This is a genomic window from Paenibacillus sp. 1SOY10, from assembly GCF_056836745.1.
Genome location: NZ_JBXENK010000002.1, coordinates 138,288 through 157,158, shown reverse-complemented (window position 1 = coordinate 157,158; position 18,871 = coordinate 138,288). Strand labels below are relative to the sequence as shown.

16 protein-coding genes are annotated in these 18,871 nt (G+C 50.0%); 4 read left to right on the top strand and 12 right to left on the bottom strand.

Going from position 1 to position 18,871, the window contains the following annotated elements; all coding sequences use genetic code 11:
• Window positions 1–208: 208 nt before the first annotated feature.
• The 7 genes from glcT to AC1VOR_RS06585 all read right to left on the bottom strand — a co-directional run bounded on the left by glcT (window position 209) and on the right by AC1VOR_RS06585 (window position 8,740).
• Complete coding sequence (glcT, locus tag AC1VOR_RS06615) at window positions 209–1,054, bottom strand: glucose PTS transporter transcription antiterminator GlcT (protein ID WP_482616663.1); 846 nt, start codon at window positions 1,052–1,054, stop codon at window positions 209–211.
• A gap of 249 nt (window positions 1,055–1,303) precedes the next feature.
• Window positions 1,304–2,878, bottom strand: coding sequence for a flotillin family protein (locus AC1VOR_RS06610; RefSeq protein ID WP_482617650.1), 1,575 nt, complete (start codon window positions 2,876–2,878; stop codon window positions 1,304–1,306).
• A 59-nt stretch (window positions 2,879–2,937) separates the two neighbouring features.
• Window positions 2,938–3,468, bottom strand: coding sequence for an NfeD family membrane protein (locus tag AC1VOR_RS06605; RefSeq protein WP_482616661.1), 531 nt, complete (start codon window positions 3,466–3,468; stop codon window positions 2,938–2,940).
• Window positions 3,469–3,624: 156 nt separating this feature from the next.
• Window positions 3,625–4,788: an iron-containing alcohol dehydrogenase gene (locus AC1VOR_RS06600; RefSeq protein ID WP_482616659.1), complete on the bottom strand. Its 1,164-nt coding sequence runs from the start codon at window positions 4,786–4,788 to the stop codon at window positions 3,625–3,627.
• Window positions 4,789–4,980: 192 nt separating this feature from the next.
• The gene (locus AC1VOR_RS06595) at window positions 4,981–6,558 is read right to left on the bottom strand and encodes a UDP-glucose--hexose-1-phosphate uridylyltransferase (protein ID WP_482616658.1); all 1,578 of its coding nucleotides are present in this window, start codon (window positions 6,556–6,558) and stop codon (window positions 4,981–4,983) included.
• Between the two features lie 15 nt (window positions 6,559–6,573).
• Complete coding sequence (gene galE / locus AC1VOR_RS06590) at window positions 6,574–7,560, bottom strand: UDP-glucose 4-epimerase GalE (protein ID WP_482616654.1); 987 nt, start codon at window positions 7,558–7,560, stop codon at window positions 6,574–6,576.
• Between the two features lies 1 nt (window position 7,561).
• Window positions 7,562–8,740 (bottom strand): galactokinase, encoded by a 1,179-nt coding sequence (locus AC1VOR_RS06585; protein WP_482616652.1) that lies wholly within the window; start codon window positions 8,738–8,740, stop codon window positions 7,562–7,564.
• Between the two features lie 160 nt (window positions 8,741–8,900).
• Between AC1VOR_RS06585 and AC1VOR_RS06580 the strand changes: the two genes are divergently transcribed.
• Window positions 8,901–9,767, top strand: coding sequence for an AraC family transcriptional regulator (locus AC1VOR_RS06580; protein ID WP_482616651.1), 867 nt, complete (start codon window positions 8,901–8,903; stop codon window positions 9,765–9,767).
• 10 nt (window positions 9,768–9,777) lie between these two features.
• Here AC1VOR_RS06580 and AC1VOR_RS06575 read toward each other — a convergent pair whose 3' ends face one another.
• Entirely contained in the window at window positions 9,778–10,551 is a 774-nt protein-coding gene (locus tag AC1VOR_RS06575) for an NAD-dependent protein deacylase (RefSeq protein WP_482616650.1), read from the bottom strand.
• Window positions 10,552–10,567: 16 nt separating this feature from the next.
• A complete protein-coding gene (locus AC1VOR_RS06570) occupies window positions 10,568–11,344 on the bottom strand; it encodes an HAD family hydrolase (RefSeq protein ID WP_482616649.1) in 777 nt (258 codons plus the stop codon).
• 244 nt (window positions 11,345–11,588) lie between these two features.
• On the opposite strand from AC1VOR_RS06570, the gene AC1VOR_RS06565 reads away from it, so the two are divergent.
• Window positions 11,589–12,647, top strand: a complete 1,059-nt coding sequence (locus tag AC1VOR_RS06565) for an acyltransferase family protein (protein ID WP_482616647.1) — start codon at window positions 11,589–11,591, stop codon at window positions 12,645–12,647.
• 3 nt (window positions 12,648–12,650) lie between these two features.
• Here the strand turns inward: AC1VOR_RS06565 and AC1VOR_RS06560 are convergent, their stop codons facing one another.
• A complete protein-coding gene (locus tag AC1VOR_RS06560; RefSeq protein ID WP_482616645.1) occupies window positions 12,651–13,049 on the bottom strand; it encodes a hypothetical protein in 399 nt (132 codons plus the stop codon).
• Between the two features lie 196 nt (window positions 13,050–13,245).
• Between AC1VOR_RS06560 and AC1VOR_RS06555 the strand changes: the two genes are divergently transcribed.
• A complete protein-coding gene (locus AC1VOR_RS06555; RefSeq protein ID WP_059051910.1) occupies window positions 13,246–13,500 on the top strand; it encodes a KGG domain-containing protein in 255 nt (84 codons plus the stop codon).
• 193 nt (window positions 13,501–13,693) lie between these two features.
• Window positions 13,694–15,379, top strand: a complete 1,686-nt coding sequence (gene ilvD, locus AC1VOR_RS06550; protein WP_482616643.1) for a dihydroxy-acid dehydratase — start codon at window positions 13,694–13,696, stop codon at window positions 15,377–15,379.
• A gap of 85 nt (window positions 15,380–15,464) precedes the next feature.
• On the opposite strand, the gene AC1VOR_RS06545 is transcribed toward ilvD, so the two are convergent.
• Both AC1VOR_RS06545 and AC1VOR_RS06540 read right to left on the bottom strand, forming a co-directional pair.
• The gene (locus AC1VOR_RS06545; protein WP_482617649.1) at window positions 15,465–16,937 is read right to left on the bottom strand and encodes a polysaccharide deacetylase family protein; all 1,473 of its coding nucleotides are present in this window, start codon (window positions 16,935–16,937) and stop codon (window positions 15,465–15,467) included.
• A gap of 128 nt (window positions 16,938–17,065) precedes the next feature.
• Window positions 17,066–18,850, bottom strand: coding sequence for a peptidoglycan D,D-transpeptidase FtsI family protein (locus AC1VOR_RS06540; RefSeq protein WP_482616641.1), 1,785 nt, complete (start codon window positions 18,848–18,850; stop codon window positions 17,066–17,068).
• Between the last annotated feature and the right edge of the window lie 21 nt (window positions 18,851–18,871).

Genomic DNA, 18,871 nt, shown 5'->3' with positions numbered 1-18,871 from the left:
AATACAAAAATAAAAAGCATGAGCTAATAGAGTCCCCTCTCATGTATCAAAGCTACCTAGGGATATGTTACCCCGGATTCACGCGATACAATCAAAAAAACTATAATCAACTCATGCCTGATCGAATCAGTCACACATTGTGATTATGAAGTTAGTTGGTTACAATTCAAAAGTATAACAGAGCTTTTTTTCACATGCAAGCGAAGTTCTATTGAACATTCTCCGGAGCGACTCGGTGCAAATGCAGCGTCAAGTAGCTAACTTCTGCCTGATACACCGGCATCTTTAAACGCTGCTCCATGATGAGGGTAAGCTTCTCGGCTAGCAGATAAAGCGCCGGGTACTCCTTCTCTAGCAAGCTAGCTAACTTATCGACTTCGCTCACCTGTTCCCCCCGGCGTACCCGTTCAATGGCAAAACGCAAATGCGTAAGCAACCGGGAATAATCCAGGGAATCTCTCAAGATCGTGAAGTGGAGTTCCTCTTCAATAATCTTGACCAAATCAGCGATTAATTGAGCATGTCCACGAACCTCGCTAATATGACGGTTGGTCATGGCACTATTGATGTGCAAGGCAACGAACCCTACCTCGTCCTCGCCCAAATCAACCCCCATTTTCCGATGAATCAAATCAATGGCATATTGCGCCAGCTCGAATTCTAACGGATAGATTTCCTTTGTTTCGAACAAGAAGGGATTATGGAAGGCGAGATCCTGCTCGGCACGCTTGATTGCGAACGCCAAGTGATCCGTGAGAGCGATATGAATATGCTCATTAAGCTGTACATCCGTCTTTCCCGAAATATACATAATGATCTCGCCAATCGTCTCGATTAACTGCTCATCCACCTGAGGCACGAGTTGCTTATATTGCTCCTGTTCTTGCTGGCTCGTGAGAATAAACAGTTTCTCAATCGCTTCCAGCGGGATTGAGTCTCCCGTCTTGCGATTGAATCCGATGCCTTTGCCGATTACAACGACCTCGCCATGCTCCGGGTGTCTTGCAATAATGACGTTGTTGTTCAACACTTTGGCTACGCTTAGGCTGTTCACAATCGGTTGCACCTCTTCTTGTCTGATTCTCGGAAATCGCTTACACCCATTATAATCGATTTGCTCCGCTTCTGTCAGCGGATTTCACGGCAATTTGAAAGCGTCCTCGCCCAAGCAGGGCGGGACGCTGCATTTCTTGCATTCAGTGATCTCTATGCCAAGTTACCTTTCTCCTTAGACATTGTCAAGCGTCAAGCGGAGAAATTTCATGAGCAAATGAGGGTCTTCCCCTGATAGTTCATTGCTCTTCTATATTTGAGGGTCCAAAGGAGGCTCCACAATCTTCGGAGCAGGCTGCTCAGCCTGTGGTTGTGGCGGAAGAACCGCAGCCGGTTTGTTCTCAACGGAAGCCGCGAGCGGAGCTGGTGTAGAAACGACCTTACCCTTGGTCAAGCCCTGGATCAGCTTATCCAGTTCAATTCCCGATACGCTCTTCAGCATATCCGGTGCCGTAGCCATCAGTTCAGTTACATAATTGCTAACCCGTGCGGCGCCTTCACCTTTCCCTGTATCCACTACAGTCAACTTATCGATGCTGGACAACGGCTCGGCAATTTGACGAGCCAAGTCAGGCAGCATCTTGACGACAATATCGAGTACAGCCGCTTCGCCAAATTTTTGGAACGCTTCAGCCAATTTCTCCTTCGCTTCGGCTTCAGCCAAACCACGCAAGCGGATTATTTCCGCATCGGCGGTACCTTTGGCACGTTCGGCATCAGCAATTGCCAGACCTTCGAGACGCTTCTGTTCCGCAGAAGCCTTGGCTTGCGTCTCAATCGAATATTGCAAGGCATCGGCTTCCCGCATTTTACGGGCTTTGTCGGCTTCTGCCGCTTGTTCTACCGCATAACGATCGGCATCGGCTTTCTTCTTCACTTCAGCATCATATTGTTTCTCACGAACGGTAATTTCTTTCTCTTGCAGATCAATTTCCCGTTCCTTACGGACGAGTTCGACCTTCATTTGCTCCTCGACCATCAACTGCTTGGCTTTAGCCTCCTGGATATGGTAGGCCTGGTCCGCTTCCGCCTTGGCCGTATCCTGAACCTTCTTAAAGGAAGCTACCTTCAGTTCCTTATCCTTCTCGGCTTCGGCAATGTTGGTATCACGCAGCACTTCCGCCTTCTGCCCGGATTCTTCGGCAAGCGCCTTTTGAATCCGCGCATCCCGCAGCGCTTCCGCCTCGGCAATGTCGGCATCCCGCTTAACTGCAGCGATCCTTGGTTTACCCAGCGCCTCCAGATAGCCGTGCTTGTCTCTTACATCCTTAATAGTGAAGGAGACAATTTGCAGACCCATCTTCTTCAAGTCGCGGGCAGCTACACCTTGCACTTCTTGAGCAAATTTGTCGCGGTTACGGTATACTTCCTCAACCGTCATGGAGCCCAGAATGGAACGCAAATGACCTTCCAGTACTTCCTGCGCCTCACCCTTCAGCGATTCAATAGGCTTGCCCATGAATTGTTCGGCTGCTGTCGCAACATCCTCAATGGAGCTCCCTACCTTGATAATCGCAACCCCGTCCGCGGATACCGGAACGCCCTGCTCCGTATATACTTCAGGGGTCATGACATCAAGCTTGTGAGACAGCAATGACATGAATTCGGCCTTCTGGAAGATCGGCCAGATAAATGCACCGCCACCGCGTACGATTTTGATTTTACGACCGGACTGGTCGTCAGAAATATTTTTGTTGCCCAGGAATGAACCGGTAACGATCATCGCCTCATCCGGGCTGACCGTTTTGTATCTAGCCCAGAAGGCCAGACCTAGAACCAGAATCACCGCAATAACAATCAAAGGAATAAACAAAAAATCCGGAATGTTCTCAAAAAACAACTCACATCAGCTCCCTCTTCTTAGATAGATACTTCGTTTCGTCGCTACAATGAGCCAGTATCCAGTTCCGCCACCTGCACAGTCCCTTCCTTCGTCGTATCTACCACGACGACAGAAGTACCGGCGGGAATATCTTTGCGATCCCAGCTAGAGGCAATGTGAATCGTATTGCCGGCGACCAGCCGTATCATGATCTCCCCATAACCCTGTGCCGGAATCGGAACGGTGACCTCGCCCATTTTTCCGGGCAGTTCAGAGTTTGAGAAGCCGGTAGAATTTTCGCTATTTTCCATGGGCTTAACGTAGGCGAAATAGACTCCCACTGATAATAAGCCTGCAATCAATATAGACGCAATCACGATGACTGCCGGACCAAGTCCGGTATAACGGGTTAGCAAGATGCCCGCTCCACCAAAGGAAGTAACCGCCGAAGCCGAAATGACCGGCTTCAGGAAATCAACGGACATAAAATCGAACAGGCCGTCCAGCCAGCTTCCAATCAGATCCCCCAGCACCGCGCTAATGACTGCGAACAAGGCCCCTCCAACAAAACAGCCCCAAAACAGCGTCTCCATGCTCTCTCCCCCCTCTGCCCAAAATATGCAACTCTAAGTGGTATTTTGAACTCGCACTCTATTTGTTTCATACGTTCTTCCTGCCGTTTTCGTTTCAAAAAAACAGTCGGACTACGGGGCCAAGCCCCCTTAAACCGGCTTGGTAACTAAGTTTTTTTACAAAGACATGCGATAAATCTCCAGGACATCAGCATGGTCCAGTACTGCAAAATTGCCGAAGGGACCAAACCGGACTGCTTTACCAGCCATGACTTCTAGTTGGCTGTCATCAATGCCATAGTCGGCCAGACGGCTTGGAGCGCCGATGGAAGACCAGAAGGACTGCAGCGCCGCAATACCTTCAAGAGCAACCGTCTCGTCATCTTTGCCAGTGGGATCGATATGGAACACCTTCTCCGCCAGTCGCTTAAACCGGGCAACATCATGCTGCAAATTGTATTTCATCCAGTTCGGGAATAGAATAGCCAATCCGCCGCCGTGCGGAATATCATAGACTGCAGACACGGCATGCTCGATGTTATGAGTCGCCCAGTCACCGGAATAACCCATGTCGAGTACCCCGTTCAAGGCCATTGTGCCGCAAAGCAGAATGGTTGCCCGATGATCCTCGTTCTGCAAATCCCGGACCAGTTTAGGGGCCGTTTCAATGACCGTACGCAATAAAGCTTCGGAGAATTCGTCCTGCAGCGAAGTATGATCCGTATGATGGAAGTAATGCTCGAACACATGTGACATAATGTCAACCATGCCATATACCGTTTGCTCCTTAGGTAACGTAACCGTATAATGCGGATCTAGAATAGAAAATGCGGGATAAGCGAACTTACTTCCCCAGCCCAACTTCTCCTGCGTAGCTTCGTTAGAAATGACGGAGTTCCCGTTCATCTCTGACCCTGTGGCTGCCATCGTAAGCACCGTACCCAATGGAAGGGCATCCTGCGGTACCGCCTTATGCTCTGCAAAATCCCACATATCACCCTCGTATTTGGCTCCCACGGCAATGGCTTTGGCACAATCAAGCACGCTCCCTCCACCAACCGCCAGAATCAATTCAATCTCCTCAGACTTGCACAGCTCAACCCCGCGATGAACTGTCGACAGACGTGGATTCGGTTCAACGCCGGGCAGTTCCGTCCATACGGCTCCAATCTCCTGCAAGATAGCCACGACCTGATCATACAAACCGCTGCGTTTAATGCTGCCGCCCCCATAAACGAGCAGCACCTTTTGCCCATATGCAGGTACTTCGGTGCTTAAGGCTTTCAATTGACCTTTTCCAAAAATAAGCTTCGTTGGATTATGAAACACAAAATTGTCCAACTCATATTCCTCCCCGCTTGTTATGTATGTCTTGAATAATATTGACATCACCGTAAAGGCCTTCCACCTCTAATTATACCGTCAACGGCAAGCCAATCACAAACCAAAAACACGACTTCGGCCCTAAGTCCCAAAACAAAGAAGCCGTCCAGGTCTTAATCTCCCCGAGACGGCCTTGTTTCTTATTCAGGCTTATTGCTTGCGATATCCGGCGGATACGACAAATCGGTCAAACGCCGCCCGTCCTTCATCCGTTGTCTTGAACACACCCGCATGCTCAAGAATCTCGGCAAATTTACGCCCAACCTGATCCTGGAGTAAGGCCTCTGCCGCTTCCCGGGTCAATGTTCCTGCGGCATTCGCCACCAGTTCCTTCACCCATTCAGCATGCACAGCGAGCGGTGCGGCAGGATCGGAAATTGTCTGCTCATAGAGGGCTGTATTTCCTGCCAGAATATCGGCGATATCCGCCAATTCTTCCTTCAGACGGCCGGGAAGAATAGCCAGACCCATGACCTCAATCAAGCCGATGTTCTCTTTCTTAATATGATGCATCTCGCGATGGGGATGGAAGATTCCTTCTGGATGTTCCTCGCTGGTACGGTTGTTCCTCAGTACGATATCCGCTTCGTATCCCCCGTCAGCACTACGCCGAACGATAGGCGTCACTGTATTATGCGGCACCGATTCTCCGTTCTCCTCGCTAAAAGCCAGCACCCCTGCGGACGGATCGCTATAGGTCTTCCATTTCTCATACAGGTCATCCGCGGCATCCAGTACGGTTGCCGGGTCCATGCCATGAATACGGAGGACCGTCATAGGCCAGTGAACAATGCCTACGGTGACCCCGGCAAACCCCGGGTGTGCATAAGAGATTTCCACAGGCGCCTGTTCCAGTGGGAAGGTGTGTCTTCCCCCTTGAAAATGGTCATGCGTCAAAATCGAGCCGCCCACAATCGGCAAGTCAGCATTTGAACCAATGAAATAATGCGGAAATGCCGTGGTGAAATCCAACAAACGTTTAAATGTATCCCGCGTCAGCTTCATCGGTACATGGTCGTGGTGGAACACGATACAATGCTCGTTATAATAGACATACGGCGAATACTGGAAGAACCAGGGTTCTTCGTTTAACATTAACGGAATTACTCTCAGGTTCTGTCTGGCCGGATGATTCAGCCGACCGGCATAACCGACGTTCTCCCGGCAAAGCTGACATTTGGGATAAACCGGAGGAGGCAGCAGCTTCGCCATGGCGATTTCCTTCGGATTCTTCTCGGGCTTCGACAGATTGATCGTAATTTGCATCTCTCCGTACGTCGTGGACTGATTCCAGGCCACATTTTGCTGTACTCGATCCATACGAATATAATTGCTGTCTACCGATAGCTTGTAGAAAGCTTGGGTAGCGGCTTCGATGCCCTGCTCACTTTCTGTTTTGCGGAAGGCGGCAATCGTCTCGGAAGGACGCAGCATCAGCAAACCCATAATTTTAGCATCCAGAAGGTCCCGATAAGTCGCCGTATTCTCTGGAATCAGTCCGATTTCCAGGCCGTAATCAATCAAAATTTCAAGTGGCTCCTGTGGTCCCTGCAATACCTCCGCAGCAATTGCGCCAGCATAAGGTTCGTCGAAAGCAAACAACTCCATTAAGCGGTTCCGCGAATAATCTACATCCCACCAATCAATCATCCCATGCTCGAGCGCATAATGGACCAACCGTTCAATGGCATGCCGGGCTTGCTGGCCCTTGTTCTCTCCTGCTCCCATCGCTTCTCTCACTCCTTAATCGTTGTAGCCGTTCGGATGGTTCTCATGCCATTGCCATGCACTTTGGATGATATCCTCCAGCTTGTCACGGGAAGGTTGCCAGCCCAGAACGGACCGGGCCTTATCTGATGAAGCAATCAATACAGCCGGATCTCCGGAGCGACGTGGACTGATAACGACGGGGAAATCGCGTCCTGTTACACTTTTTACCGTCTCGATAACTTGCTTGACCGAAAATCCTTGCCCGTTGCCGAGGTTGAATATATCGCTTGCCCCGCCCTCCAGCAAATGAGCAACTGCACGCAAATGAGCATCAGCCAAGTCGCTTACATGAATGTAATCGCGGACGCAGGTACCATCCGGAGTGCTATAGTCATCACCGAATACCTGAATCGATGGACGCTGACCTAAGGCGGCTTCAATAATTAACGGAATCAGATGGCTTTCCGGACGATGATCCTCGCCAATTTTGCCACCCTCATGGGCACCAGCGGCGTTGAAGTAACGCAAGGAGACGTATTTAATGCCCAGTACCTGATCGAACCAAGCCATCATCCGTTCCATCGTCAGCTTCGTTTCGCCATACACATTGGTCGGACGAGTAGGGTCACTCTCTTCAATCGGCACCTTCTCAGGCTCGCCATAGGTTGCCGCTGTCGAGGAGAAGACAATTTTGCGCACATCTGCCTGGTCCATCGCTTCCAGCAAACATAACGTACCGTACACGTTATTATCATAATATTTCACGGGGGCCTTCATGCTCTCGCCTACCAGTGAGTTGGCCGCAAAATGAATGACCGCTTCAATCGAATTCTCCGAGAATAACTTGGCCAATAGCGCCTTATCACGGAGATCACCTTCGTAGAACTTTCCACCCAGCACCGCCTCACGATGCCCGGACTGCAAATTGTCAATGACCACAACCTCTTTGCCTTGACTAAGCAGCGCTGCCACTGTATGCGAACCGATATATCCTGCTCCACCAGTCACCAAAATTGCCATGTTACTTCTCCCCTTTCATTTCATGTACTCCGTCACCCACGCCACATACATAGAATTCGCCTTCCAGTCCGGTCCGCTGCTGATAAGCCTTGCCAACCTCAGCCACAAATCGGTCTACAGATGCCTCATGCACCAGGGATACCGTACAGCCTCCAAAGCCAGCGCCGGTCATACGCGCGCCAAGCGTTCCTTCGATCTTGCGAGCTTCCTCGACCATCACATCAAGTTCCAGACAACTTACTTCATATAAATCCCGAAGGGAATCATGGGACGCGTTCATCAATTCACCGAAAGCCTCCAGGTCATTGCCGCTGAGCGCCTCCACCGATTGCAATACCCGAGCGTTCTCTTCTACCACGTGCTTGGCTCGCTTGTATAATACTTCGTTATCAAAATCGCCCTTCCACTTTTCTAGCTGCTCCGGCTTCAGATGGGCCAGGTAATTCAGTTCAGGTTCACGCTTCTGCAAAATTTCCAGCGCGGCATCACACTCCGAGCGGCGCTCATTATACTTGGAATCGACCAGCCCGCGCCGCTTCTTCGTGTTGCTAATGACCAACTTATACGATCCTGTGCGGAACGGAACCAACTTGTATTCCAATGTGTCACACATTAGAAGAATCGCATGATCCTGCGCCCCATTAGCGACTGCGAACTGGTCCATAATGCCGCTGTTCACGCCTACATAATGGTTCTCTACCCGTTGGGAGAGCCTGGCGATCTCCACCTTGTCCGTCTTCTTACCCTCCATGCTTAACAAGGCAAAGGCCGTAACCACTTCGATAGATGCGGAGGAAGACAGGCCTGATCCATTGGGAATCTCACCGTGGAACAGCAGGTCGTAACCACTCGTTAACGGAGTACCCATATTCTTTAACTCCACAGCAACCCCGATGGGATAATCAGTCCATTCGCCGGTCTTGTATCTTCCGAGCTCCTCCAGAGCAATTTCAGTGGTAAAAGGAAGATTTGTTGAAGCGAAGGATACCTTATTGTCCTGGCGCTTGCGAATAGCTAGCGATGTGCCAAATTCCAATGCTGCCGGAAATACGTAACCTCCGTTATAATCAATATGTTCTCCAATCAGGTTCACGCGTCCTGGCGCATTGAACACGCGCAGCACAGCGCCGTTATCCTCGTATTTAGACATAAACAATTGTTCCATTTCCTGTTTGTTCATTAATTAACACCCCATCGTCATGGAATCATTACTTCATGTATCCAGTATAATAAAGACATGCCAAAATGATAATGAAGGATTGCGAGTTGTATATAGATAAATGTGACTTTCGAAGATAGAATAGAAGAAGAAACATACCATACCAAAGGAGATAACCAGCATGAATCGAGAAACCTACAGTGCGGCGGCCAACCCCGAGTTAGAAGAAGCCAAGAATCTGCATGTGTTGTTCGCAGGGGAAAGCCAAACCCTGCCGGATCACCGGCTGGGGCCGAAGGTGTACGATTATTTCCTGCTGCACTTTGTAGAGCAGGGGAAAGGGCGCTTCCGCACCGAATCCGCTGCTTACGATCTGCATGAGGGAGATTGCTTTCTGATTCTACCCGAGCAGTTGGTCAGCTATGCGTCCGATTTGACCGAGCCCTGGCGTTACCGCTGGATCGCCTTTGCCGGGACAAGAGCCGCAGAGCTTGTCCAACAGGCTGGCTTTGCACCGGAGCAGCCCGTGTTCCGTCATGGTCCGGGAAGCCCGATCCCGGCTATGTTGGACCGTGTCCTGCGAGCCTTCCAAAGCAAAAAGACCAGCGCTCATTTATTGTCGCTGGGTCTTCTCTATCAACTTATGGGGGAAGCTCAGGAAACGCTGGTCAAGGAATCGGCTTTGCCCGCTGGCGAAGCCGGTGTACAGCGCATCGTCAAGCAGATGATTCACTATATGGCCAGCCAGTATGCCCATCCTGTATCCATTGAGCAGATGTGTTCCTCCTTAGGGTACAATCGGGCGTACTTATCCCGCATCTTCAAGCGGGCTACCGGACTTGCACCTGTTACGTATTTGCTGAAGCTGAGAATCGATAAATCCCGACAGCTTCTTCGCGAGCGCCCGGAACTGTCCATCGAGCAAATTGCCGCCTCTGTGGGTCTGACTGATCCGTTATACTTCTCGCGGCAATTCCGCCGTTTCCATCACGAATCCCCCAGCGAATATCGCCGATCCGTCAGCGGTGCCGAGAATTCGGCGCCCTAGCTGGCTGTACTTATTCACTTTCAATCGCAGAACCGTCAGCAGAGCCAAAGCCCAGACGTCTCCCAACTTCACCCAATACCGCACCAATCGGTTCGGTTATGAGCAGGTCTGCCCGGTGGTCATAGGCTGTGGCTGAAGCGTTGAGCAATACAGTCCATTTTCCCCGGAAATAAGTGACCAGGTGCGCCGCCGGTTGTACCGTCAGCGAAGTCCCCCCAATCAACAGCATATCTGCCCCAGCGATAGCCGTCACGGTACGCTCAATGACCCCATCATCCAAACTTTCTCCATAAAGCACTACATCCGGCTTAATCACACCGCCACAACTGCAATAAGCCACCGTATGCTCGCTCCTCATCACCTCGTCCAAGGTATAAGCCCGCCCGCAGCCCAAGCAGGTATTACGATGGATCGAACCGTGGAGTTCAAGCACCTTCCGGCTTCCTGCCAACTGATGCAATCCGTCTATGTTCTGTGTAATAACTGCATCCAGCTTACCTGCCCGTTCCAATTCAGCCAGAAATACATGCGCTGCATTGGGCGTTGCTTCGGGATGAATCATCTTTGTCTTGTAGAAATCATAAAACACTTCGGGATGTTGATCGAAAAATCGACGGCTCAAAATCTCTTCCGGCGCATAGGGCGTATCATTCTCCATCTGATAAATACCCGCAGCGGAACGAAAATCGGGAATACCACTCTCCGTAGAGACCCCTGCACCACCAAAAAATACGATTTTGGAGCTCTCCTTCACCCATGAGGTTAATTGCTCTATAGCTGTCATATTATTCTCTCCCTTCCTATTCAATCGTCAACTCATCGTATCCTTGAATTAAAAGATCCGCATCCCTGAGATAAGAAACAGCCGTAGCTAATTCCTCATTAGCCTCCGCCAGACCAATAGTTAGGCGAACCCCGGCATAACGACCCATCTGCATGTCTGCATTGCTGTCTCCAATGACTATGGCTTCACCGGGTTCAACCCCAAGCTCCCGGCAGGCCAGCAACGCCATATCCGGCTCCGGCTTGCCTCGCTTGACCCGATCCCGCCCCACAATGCTATTGAACTCATTCTGGATTCCCATCCACGTCAAATGCTCCAAGGCTTCAGCGGTGCCGTCGGACGTAACAACGCCCAACTTCAGCTTGGCAATACGACACATCTGCACAAATTCATATAGTCCCGGGAGTGGCCTAGCCTCCCGCCGTTCCCTAAGCTCTGCCATGGCCAAAGCATTAAGCCTTCGCACCGCCATGATTGCCTCATTCCATGGAAGTCCGGCAGCGTACAGGGAAGAAGCTAACAAGGCAGTGACCTCGTCTTCCGTTCCCATAGCAAGAGGACCTTTTTTATCGTAAGCCACAACTCGGCCCGTCTCATCCATCTGTACTCCTGGCAAGATAGCCTCCTGCAGTGCCTCGGCAAATCCCAGTGCCGTGAGTTCCTGCCGAACCAAACGAATCAGCGTTTCCGCCCAGCTACCCCAAAGTCCCATAAAATGAAGTATTGTCCCATCTTTATCAAATAAAATGGCCTGACACTCTATCGCCTTACCTTGTACCCGAATGATCGCCATTGTTCATCTCGTCCCTTCATAGGTCGGCATACCATCTAACCTGCTTTCCTGATTATAACATTTCCATCGGCCTATGACGCCTTACGACATTCAGGGGTTCGTCACATTTGAAATCGCTACCAATTCATTACTTGTGATTATTATCACAAAATTAAATCTCTGAACATCGTATTTTTAACTTAAGCTAATATTTAAATTTTTAAACTTTCAAAAAAGAAACAAGAGCTGGAGGAAAAGAGCAACCATGAGCATACCGGTATCAAGCAACCATGCGCAAGGCGAGGTGTTTTTTCTTAATTTACGTTTCCTGCTAATCGTTAGCGTCTTTGTTGGCAATGCCATTGAACCCCTCATCTGGCGGATGGATAGCATGTACTCGCTGTACCAGTGGATTTTCACCTTTCACATGCCCTTGTTCGTGTTTGTTACTGGCTATTTCGCCAAAAACAACCTAAAGGGAACTCCTGGCCGAAAGGTAATGCTGCAAATCGGCTTGCAATATATGATTTTTCAAAGCCTTTATTCAATGCTGGATATGTTATGGTTCCAAGTGGACTCTGTTCACCGTTCCTTCTTTGCCCCTTATCTGCTGCTCTGGTTCCTTGCCAGTCATTTGGGGTGGCGGACCTTTATGCTGCTCACCCGCCAGTGGACACCAGGCCGACAGCTCGCCCTCTCTGTTGTTTTAGCTGTTCTTGTCGGCTATCTGCCGATTGATGGTGTATGGCTTAGCATCTCACGAACCTTCGTATTCCTGCCCTTTTTTGTACTGGGGTATCATTTCTCTGATCGGCTGCTAGCCTATTTGCAAAAGCCCAAGGTCCGCATAGCTGCCGCCTCTGCTTCACTTGTCTGGCTGCTCGTCCTTGGCCTGGGCCTACTCCATATCGCACCCGGCTGGCTATACGGCAGCCTGACTTATAAGGAATTAGGCTCTGCGGCCTGGATGACCGGCTTGTTCCGTTTACTATTGTATCCTGTGCAATTACTGGCAGGTCTGGCCTTTCTGGGTTTCGTTCCCGTCCGAAGTGGCCGAATTACAGAATGGGGCCGTCGTACGTCGTATGTTTTTTTGCTCCATGGGTTTGTTGTACGTTTTGTCGCCCTGTCTCCGATCTATGAGCATATCCATAACCTTGCAGGAGCATTGCTGCTCATTCTTGCAACCACCGCTCTTACCATACTGCTGACCCATCCGCTCGTCCGCCGTTGCACTGCGCCATTAATCGAACCACCTACGGGCTGGTTGCTGGCACCGAGACGGCATACGCTGAATCAACCAGGAACAGCAAGCAAGTCGTAGCACTTAAAGTGCGCGGATAAGAGAACCTATTAAGATCTGATATATTGCAAACACGACTCCTGCAACTCCAAATTGAATCATGAGTTGCAGGGAGCTGCTTGTAAACGTGAGATTCCTAAATAATAAAAAAAGCAAGCCAAAACCAACTCCAAAACTAAAATACAGCCCTATTCTCAACAACTGCTCCGCAATGTATCTTCTTTTTTTAATACACCTATACACCCATTGGTCTGCCAACAGAGTTAAAGGAATCCCGAACACAATATAGAAAAAAAACAGCATTACACTCCCCATTAAAAGCATAGATTCCATGGAATAGCCTGTTTTGCCTATTTGTAACCAAGTGTAGACAGCAGATAATGTGATTGCGGATAGTAATGCCGAGAGCATCTTAACCAACATATGCTAATCCCCCATAATAATAATAATGCCTGCAAGCAAAATATAAATCGCATGGTGCCCATTACGCAATAGCCTGGGTCCCCCAAAGGGGGACTTTTTACGTTATTTCAACTTTCTGCTACCAGGCTCGTTTCAAAATGGATATACGTGGTAAATAGAACATACGCAGTCCAAAAATGGAGCAAGGAGGGATATGATGGCACGAAATCACAACAAAATGACCCGAGAAGAGGCCGGACGTTTGGGGGGACTGGCCACTGCCAAAAATCATGGCAAGCAATTTTACCAAGAAATTGGTCAAAAAGGCGGCGAAGCAACTTCCCGAACTCATGATCGGGATTTTTATCAGGAAATCGGCCAAAAAGGCGGCGAAGCAACCTCCCAAAAACATGATAAGGACTTTTATCGTAAAATCGGCCGTAAAGGCGGGGAATCCCGCAATAAAACATAATAAATCGACTATAGTGTCTAAATCTCCGGAAATCCGGGGATTTTTTATTTTGTGCAGAAAGAATCGCGTCCCCATGCGGGCTCTCCCATAGATATGCTGTAGAAAAACCTACCTACTTGTGATAGACTTTAGAGAAAACCTTTAGCGGTGTAAAGCTACAAAATACACTCTATACCTGGGGGGAGAAGGAATCATGACAGCCAAGAAAATGCGTTCAGATATGATTAAAAAAGGCTTCGATCGTGCGCCTCACCGCAGTTTGCTGCGAGCAGCCGGCGTAAAGGAAGAAGATTTCGGCAAACCGTTCATCGCGGTCTGCAACTCTTATATTGATATCGTACCTGGACATGTGCATCTGCAAGAGTTCGGTAAGATCGTTAAAGAAGCCATTCGGGAAGCCGGAGGTGTTCCTTTCGAATTCAACACCATCGGGGTAGATGACGGCATTGCGATGGGACACATCGGCATGCGCTACTCCTTGCCTAGCCGGGAGATCATTGCAGATTCGCTGGAAACTGTCGTTTCCGCCCACTGGTTCGACGGCATGGTCTGCATTCCCAACTGCGACAAAATTACACCGGGCATGATGATGGGCGCCCTTCGCGTTAATATTCCGACAGTCTTCGTTAGTGGTGGACCGATGAAAGCTGGCGTGGACAGCAAGGGTCGCAAGCTCTCGCTTACCTCTGTCTTTGAGGGCGTTGGTGCACACCAAGCTGGACAAATTGATGATAGCGAGTTGCTTGAGCTTGAACAGTACGGCTGTCCAACCTGCGGCTCTTGTTCCGGCATGTTCACAGCCAACTCCATGAACTGTCTGGCCGAAGCTTTGGGCCTGGCATTGCCTGGTAATGGTACCATTCTAGCCGTTGCTGATGAACGCCGCGATTTCGTGCGTCAATCCGCTAAGCAATTGATGGAATTGATTAAGATTGACTTGAAACCTCGGGATATCGTGACCAAGGAATCCATCGACAATGCGTTTGCTCTGGATATGGCGATGGGCGGGTCCACCAATACGGTGCTGCATACCCTCGCTTTGGCTCAGGAAGCCGGGATCGAATATTCATTAGAACGGATCAACGAAGTGGCTAATCGCGTGCCTCATATCGCCAAGCTAGCACCAGCTTCAGACCTGTTCATCGAAGACGTACACCGCGCCGGGGGCGTGAGCGCCGTAATTCATGAGCTCTTGAAGAAGCCGGGCGCTGTATTCGGTGATCAAATGACCGTTACTGGCAAGACGCTTGCTGAGAACGTAGCAGGTTGCGAGATTACAGATCACAGTGTAATCCATTCCATTGATAACCCTCACTCAGAAAGAGGCGGACTTGCCGTTCTCTTCGGTAACCTGGCTCCGGAAGGTTCCGTGATCAAGGTAGGGGCTGTTGATAAGTCCGTTGGTGGCTACCATAAAGGCCCTGCCATCTGCTTTGATTCGCAAGAGCAAGCCTTGGAGGGGATTGCTTCGGGGAAAGTCAAGGAAGGCAGTGTCGTGGTCATTCGTTATGAAGGTCCTAAGGGAGGCCCGGGTATGCCAGAAATGCTGGCTCCAACCTCGCAGATCGTTGGGATGGGACTCGGCGCCAAGGTGGGCTTGATTACTGATGGACGCTTCTCTGGAGCCTCCCGCGGTATCAGTATCGGGCATATCTCTCCGGAAGCCGCAGAAGGCGGCCCGATTGCCTTCGTCGAGGATGGCGATATCATTGAATTGGATCTCAACAACCGTAAAATTGAATTGCATGTCAGCGAAGAAGAATTCAACAGCCGTAAAGCAAATTGGAAGGGCTTTGAGCCGAAGGTTAAAACCGGTTATCTGGCCCGTTACTCCAAACTTGTTACAAATGCCAGCTCCGGCGGCGTAATGAGAATCTGACCAACGATATAGGTTTAAATAAACAACTTAAAGAAGCCGTTCCTTCATAGGAACGGCTTCTTATTTGATATTACATGTAAAGCAACTACGGACGAGTAGGTACCGTGGCTGCTGCACCTAATAAAGCTTCCTCCTCATGCTGTTCGGGCTCCGGCTTGCTCTCTGCCGCTGCCGTGGGCAGCTCCTGCTTGACAGGTTCCTTCTTCACCGTGTGCTGACGATGGGAACCATCCTCCGTGAAGGTACCCAACAAATGGTCTATCGGCATTACGATCATTTTGGGTACAAGCTCCAGGGAAGCTTTTACCCTTGAAGTTCCTGCGGGATGAATCACGCTCATTAATAATTTCAGATAGATCTGAGAAGACCAGGCGAACCAGCCCTTTGGCAAATCCGTGACAATAAAACCAAACTTCTCTGTCCCCCGATTAATCATGCTAACGCCATATAGAGCCTTAACATCCTTTAACTCAGGGTGCTCCAGGATATATTCAGCCAGCTTCGGCAAGCTCTTCTCCACGCCTCGAATCATTTGAATAGCCAGTTGGACCGACGTTCTCGAACGCATTCCGAAGTCAAACAGCTTCTGATTATCGAAGTGAAGCTCCATGACCTGATCTCCATTTTCCAACAATTTTCCTTCGTTTAATGGTATGGTCTGCCCGTGATAGGGACGAATTCGGAAATGTAACAGCGGCTCCTGCTGATTGGGTGTTTTGATTTGAAATAGAACATGGAACAGCTTCTCCCACAACAGCCATAAGGATACAACCATTCGCTTGAACCAAGAGATTTTAGCAGCCCCCTTCCGTTTGGAAGCCGCAGCCGCAGGCTCCTTGAATGTCCGCCGGGCAGTCTCCCCGTCCTGAATCATATCGTCAATACGTATGCTTTGCAGGCCGCGGTCATCCGCTACCTTCAATAACCGTTCCAAGGCCGTTAGCATTTCTCCGGGAGCCCCGCCATTAGCTCCAAGGGTCGAACCACAATCATGGAGCAGGAATACCTCTCCGCCCCGTAGCTTCTTCACCATACGTTTGAACAGACGATCGGCACCAACCCTCTGCCGCCAGTCGCCAAACATCGCCGACCATAACACAATTTGTGTATTATTGCGGTTGGCGAAGTCGAACAGATTAACGATTCCCCATGGTGGGCGATAATAGTGGGAATCGATGCCAGTAACCTTGCGAATAATCGCATTGGTCTTCTGAATCTGCTTCTTCACCTCTGCCGGTCCCATAAGCCAGTTGGTTTTATGTACATAGTTATGTGAGCCGATCAAATGTCCCTCATCATGAATGCGTCTAAGGAGCTCAGGATGTTTCTCAGCATTGGAGCCAACGACAAAGAAGGTCGCCTTGGCATCATGACGTTTGAGCAAATCCAGTAATTGCGGCGTATATTTCGGGTCAGGACCATCGTCAAAGGTAAGTGCAAATTTATCCGCTGCGGTTCCATGCTTAAATACACGAAAGCCGAAAATCCGGGTAATCAATCCAGGTATAAACGCATAAAGCGTTGAGATGTAAAATAGCCATAGCAGCAAAGTCTCCATATTCTGCTTTCCCCACTTCTCTATGATCAATGCCTTTGGCATGTCTCCAAAAAGCATGGCATCTACACTATTTTATCACAGACGTCTGTAGATTAGGCGCATTATTTTGGGAAAGCGATGGAAACGGTTCATTCCCGGGTAGCCAGTAGGTCCATCGTGCGCCGAAATAGCTCGGTAGCCTGATGTACGGAGCCTGCTGGCCGGTTCTGAACCAATACAGCAACAGCATATTTGGGTCGACTCACTGGACCGTAGCCTATGAACCATTGATGATTAAGCTTATGTTCTGATTGGATTACTTCGGCCGTTCCGGACTTTCCGGCCAGCGGCCACTTGGCTTGCTGTAAACTGCGACCTGTACCATCTGTAACCGTAAGCCTCATCCAGGACAATAATTGACTCGCTGTTCGCCGGGTAATCTGTCCCGCTGTCGAGGCTGTCCGCTGAATGGGAAGCTCCGTCAGCAGCGAGCCATCTTTATAGCGGATCTCGCTGACCAGGCGTGGAGCTGTGACCTGACCCCCATGCAGCAAGGTCACGACCAGATTAGCTGCCTGAAGGGGGGATACAAGCACATCGCGTTGACCAATGGCCGATTGAGCCCGAACCCCACCGTCCGCTTGAGTAACATCATTAAATATCCTCCCAGCTTCCTCCTGGTCAAGCTGTACCAATGGTTCACCATCAAGAAAATGCTGATCCCTCCAGCCAATCGTACGTCCGAAGCCAAGTTGATCAGCAGTTCTGCGAATAGCTTCCCCGTTCAGGCGCTCTCCCAAGGTAGCAAATACAACATTGCAAGATTGGGCAAAACCTTCCTCCAGGGTCAACTCCCCATGCCCGCCCTTCTTCCAGCAAGACAGTCCATACTTTCCGTAATGTCCATCGCAATGGAATTTCTCGCCTGGCGCACTTACCCTTTCCTCTAGTGCAGCCGCGGCAATGACGGTCTTGAAGATGGAGCCAGGGGGAACCGCCTTAACAGCTTTGTTGCCCCAACTGCCTTGTGCAAGATTGATCTGGTAAGGAGTGTAATAAGGCACGGACACCATAGAGACAATATCTCCTGACAAGGCATCCAGCACCACAATGGCTCCTTCCTGCACATTCATGTCAGCAGCCAACTTCTCGAGCTCACGCTGCAAGTCCCCATCCACCGTAGTCCGGATTTGCAACGGATAATACTTGCTGGCAGCAGCATTTAGGCGAGTATCCATCCCCCCAAGCGGTTCTCGCCTTCCATCTACCATATAAGCCGCCCGGACTCCACCAATACCCCGCAAGAAACGATCAAACGTTTTTTCCAGTCCCGCTGCTCCTACCTGTAATGACAAAGACAAGCCGGAGCGTTGTTGTTTCTCCCGCAACTGACGAATAACGTCCGGACGTTGTCCCACATAGCCTAACCACTGATTGCCTCGCTGCCCAGTCTCATAGCGGGTCACATAGGGCAACACCTCAAGCCCTTCCATCACGGGGAGGGCCGAGGCATCCTCATGACTTAGCTTAAGGAGGTCATCCCTTCCATTCTTGTGGGTAGACCATGCAAAGGGCCTCTCTAACGTCTCCCACTTGTGTTGCAATTGGGAAACCGAGGTGCCCAGTGCCGTTGCTAGTTCAGCCAGCTTATGCTGGTCTGGCAATTTATGAATGGGAAATAGCGTGGGGGTCCAGTCTATTTCACCAGTCAGTGCCTGACCATTCCGGTCCAGAAAATGTCCCCGACCCGAATCCAGTTCCACGCTCTCCTCCCGCTGACGAACGGCCAATTCATTCATGGTCTTGCCGCCAACCGTAATTGCTCGGAAAGCAGAGTTCATCTGAATCCAGGCTAGCCGTAAAGCAAAACACCCTATAATGACAGAAAAGGACAGAAGAAGATAAAAAATTCGTTTCTTAAGTAGCAGCGACATGAAGTCTCCTCCTTCTTTCCC

Coding starts and splice junctions, on each gene's coding strand:
- AC1VOR_RS06555 (WP_059051910.1), top strand. CDS start 13,246: ATGGCACGAAATCACAACAAAATGACCCGAGAAGAGGCCGGACGTTTG.
- galE (WP_482616654.1), bottom strand. CDS start 7,560: ATGGCAATTTTGGTGACTGGTGGAGCAGGATATATCGGTTCGCATACA.
- AC1VOR_RS06595 (WP_482616658.1), bottom strand. CDS start 6,558: ATGGGAGCAGGAGAGAACAAGGGCCAGCAAGCCCGGCATGCCATTGAA.
- AC1VOR_RS06570 (WP_482616649.1), bottom strand. CDS start 11,344: ATGGCGATCATTCGGGTACAAGGTAAGGCGATAGAGTGTCAGGCCATT.
- AC1VOR_RS06565 (WP_482616647.1), top strand. CDS start 11,589: ATGAGCATACCGGTATCAAGCAACCATGCGCAAGGCGAGGTGTTTTTT.
- AC1VOR_RS06575 (WP_482616650.1), bottom strand. CDS start 10,551: ATGACAGCTATAGAGCAATTAACCTCATGGGTGAAGGAGAGCTCCAAA.
- AC1VOR_RS06540 (WP_482616641.1), bottom strand. CDS start 18,850: ATGTCGCTGCTACTTAAGAAACGAATTTTTTATCTTCTTCTGTCCTTT.
- AC1VOR_RS06560 (WP_482616645.1), bottom strand. CDS start 13,049: ATGTTGGTTAAGATGCTCTCGGCATTACTATCCGCAATCACATTATCT.
- AC1VOR_RS06545 (WP_482617649.1), bottom strand. CDS start 16,937: ATGGAGACTTTGCTGCTATGGCTATTTTACATCTCAACGCTTTATGCG.
- ilvD (WP_482616643.1), top strand. CDS start 13,694: ATGACAGCCAAGAAAATGCGTTCAGATATGATTAAAAAAGGCTTCGAT.
- AC1VOR_RS06585 (WP_482616652.1), bottom strand. CDS start 8,740: ATGAACAAACAGGAAATGGAACAATTGTTTATGTCTAAATACGAGGAT.
- AC1VOR_RS06605 (WP_482616661.1), bottom strand. CDS start 3,468: ATGGAGACGCTGTTTTGGGGCTGTTTTGTTGGAGGGGCCTTGTTCGCA.
- AC1VOR_RS06580 (WP_482616651.1), top strand. CDS start 8,901: ATGAATCGAGAAACCTACAGTGCGGCGGCCAACCCCGAGTTAGAAGAA.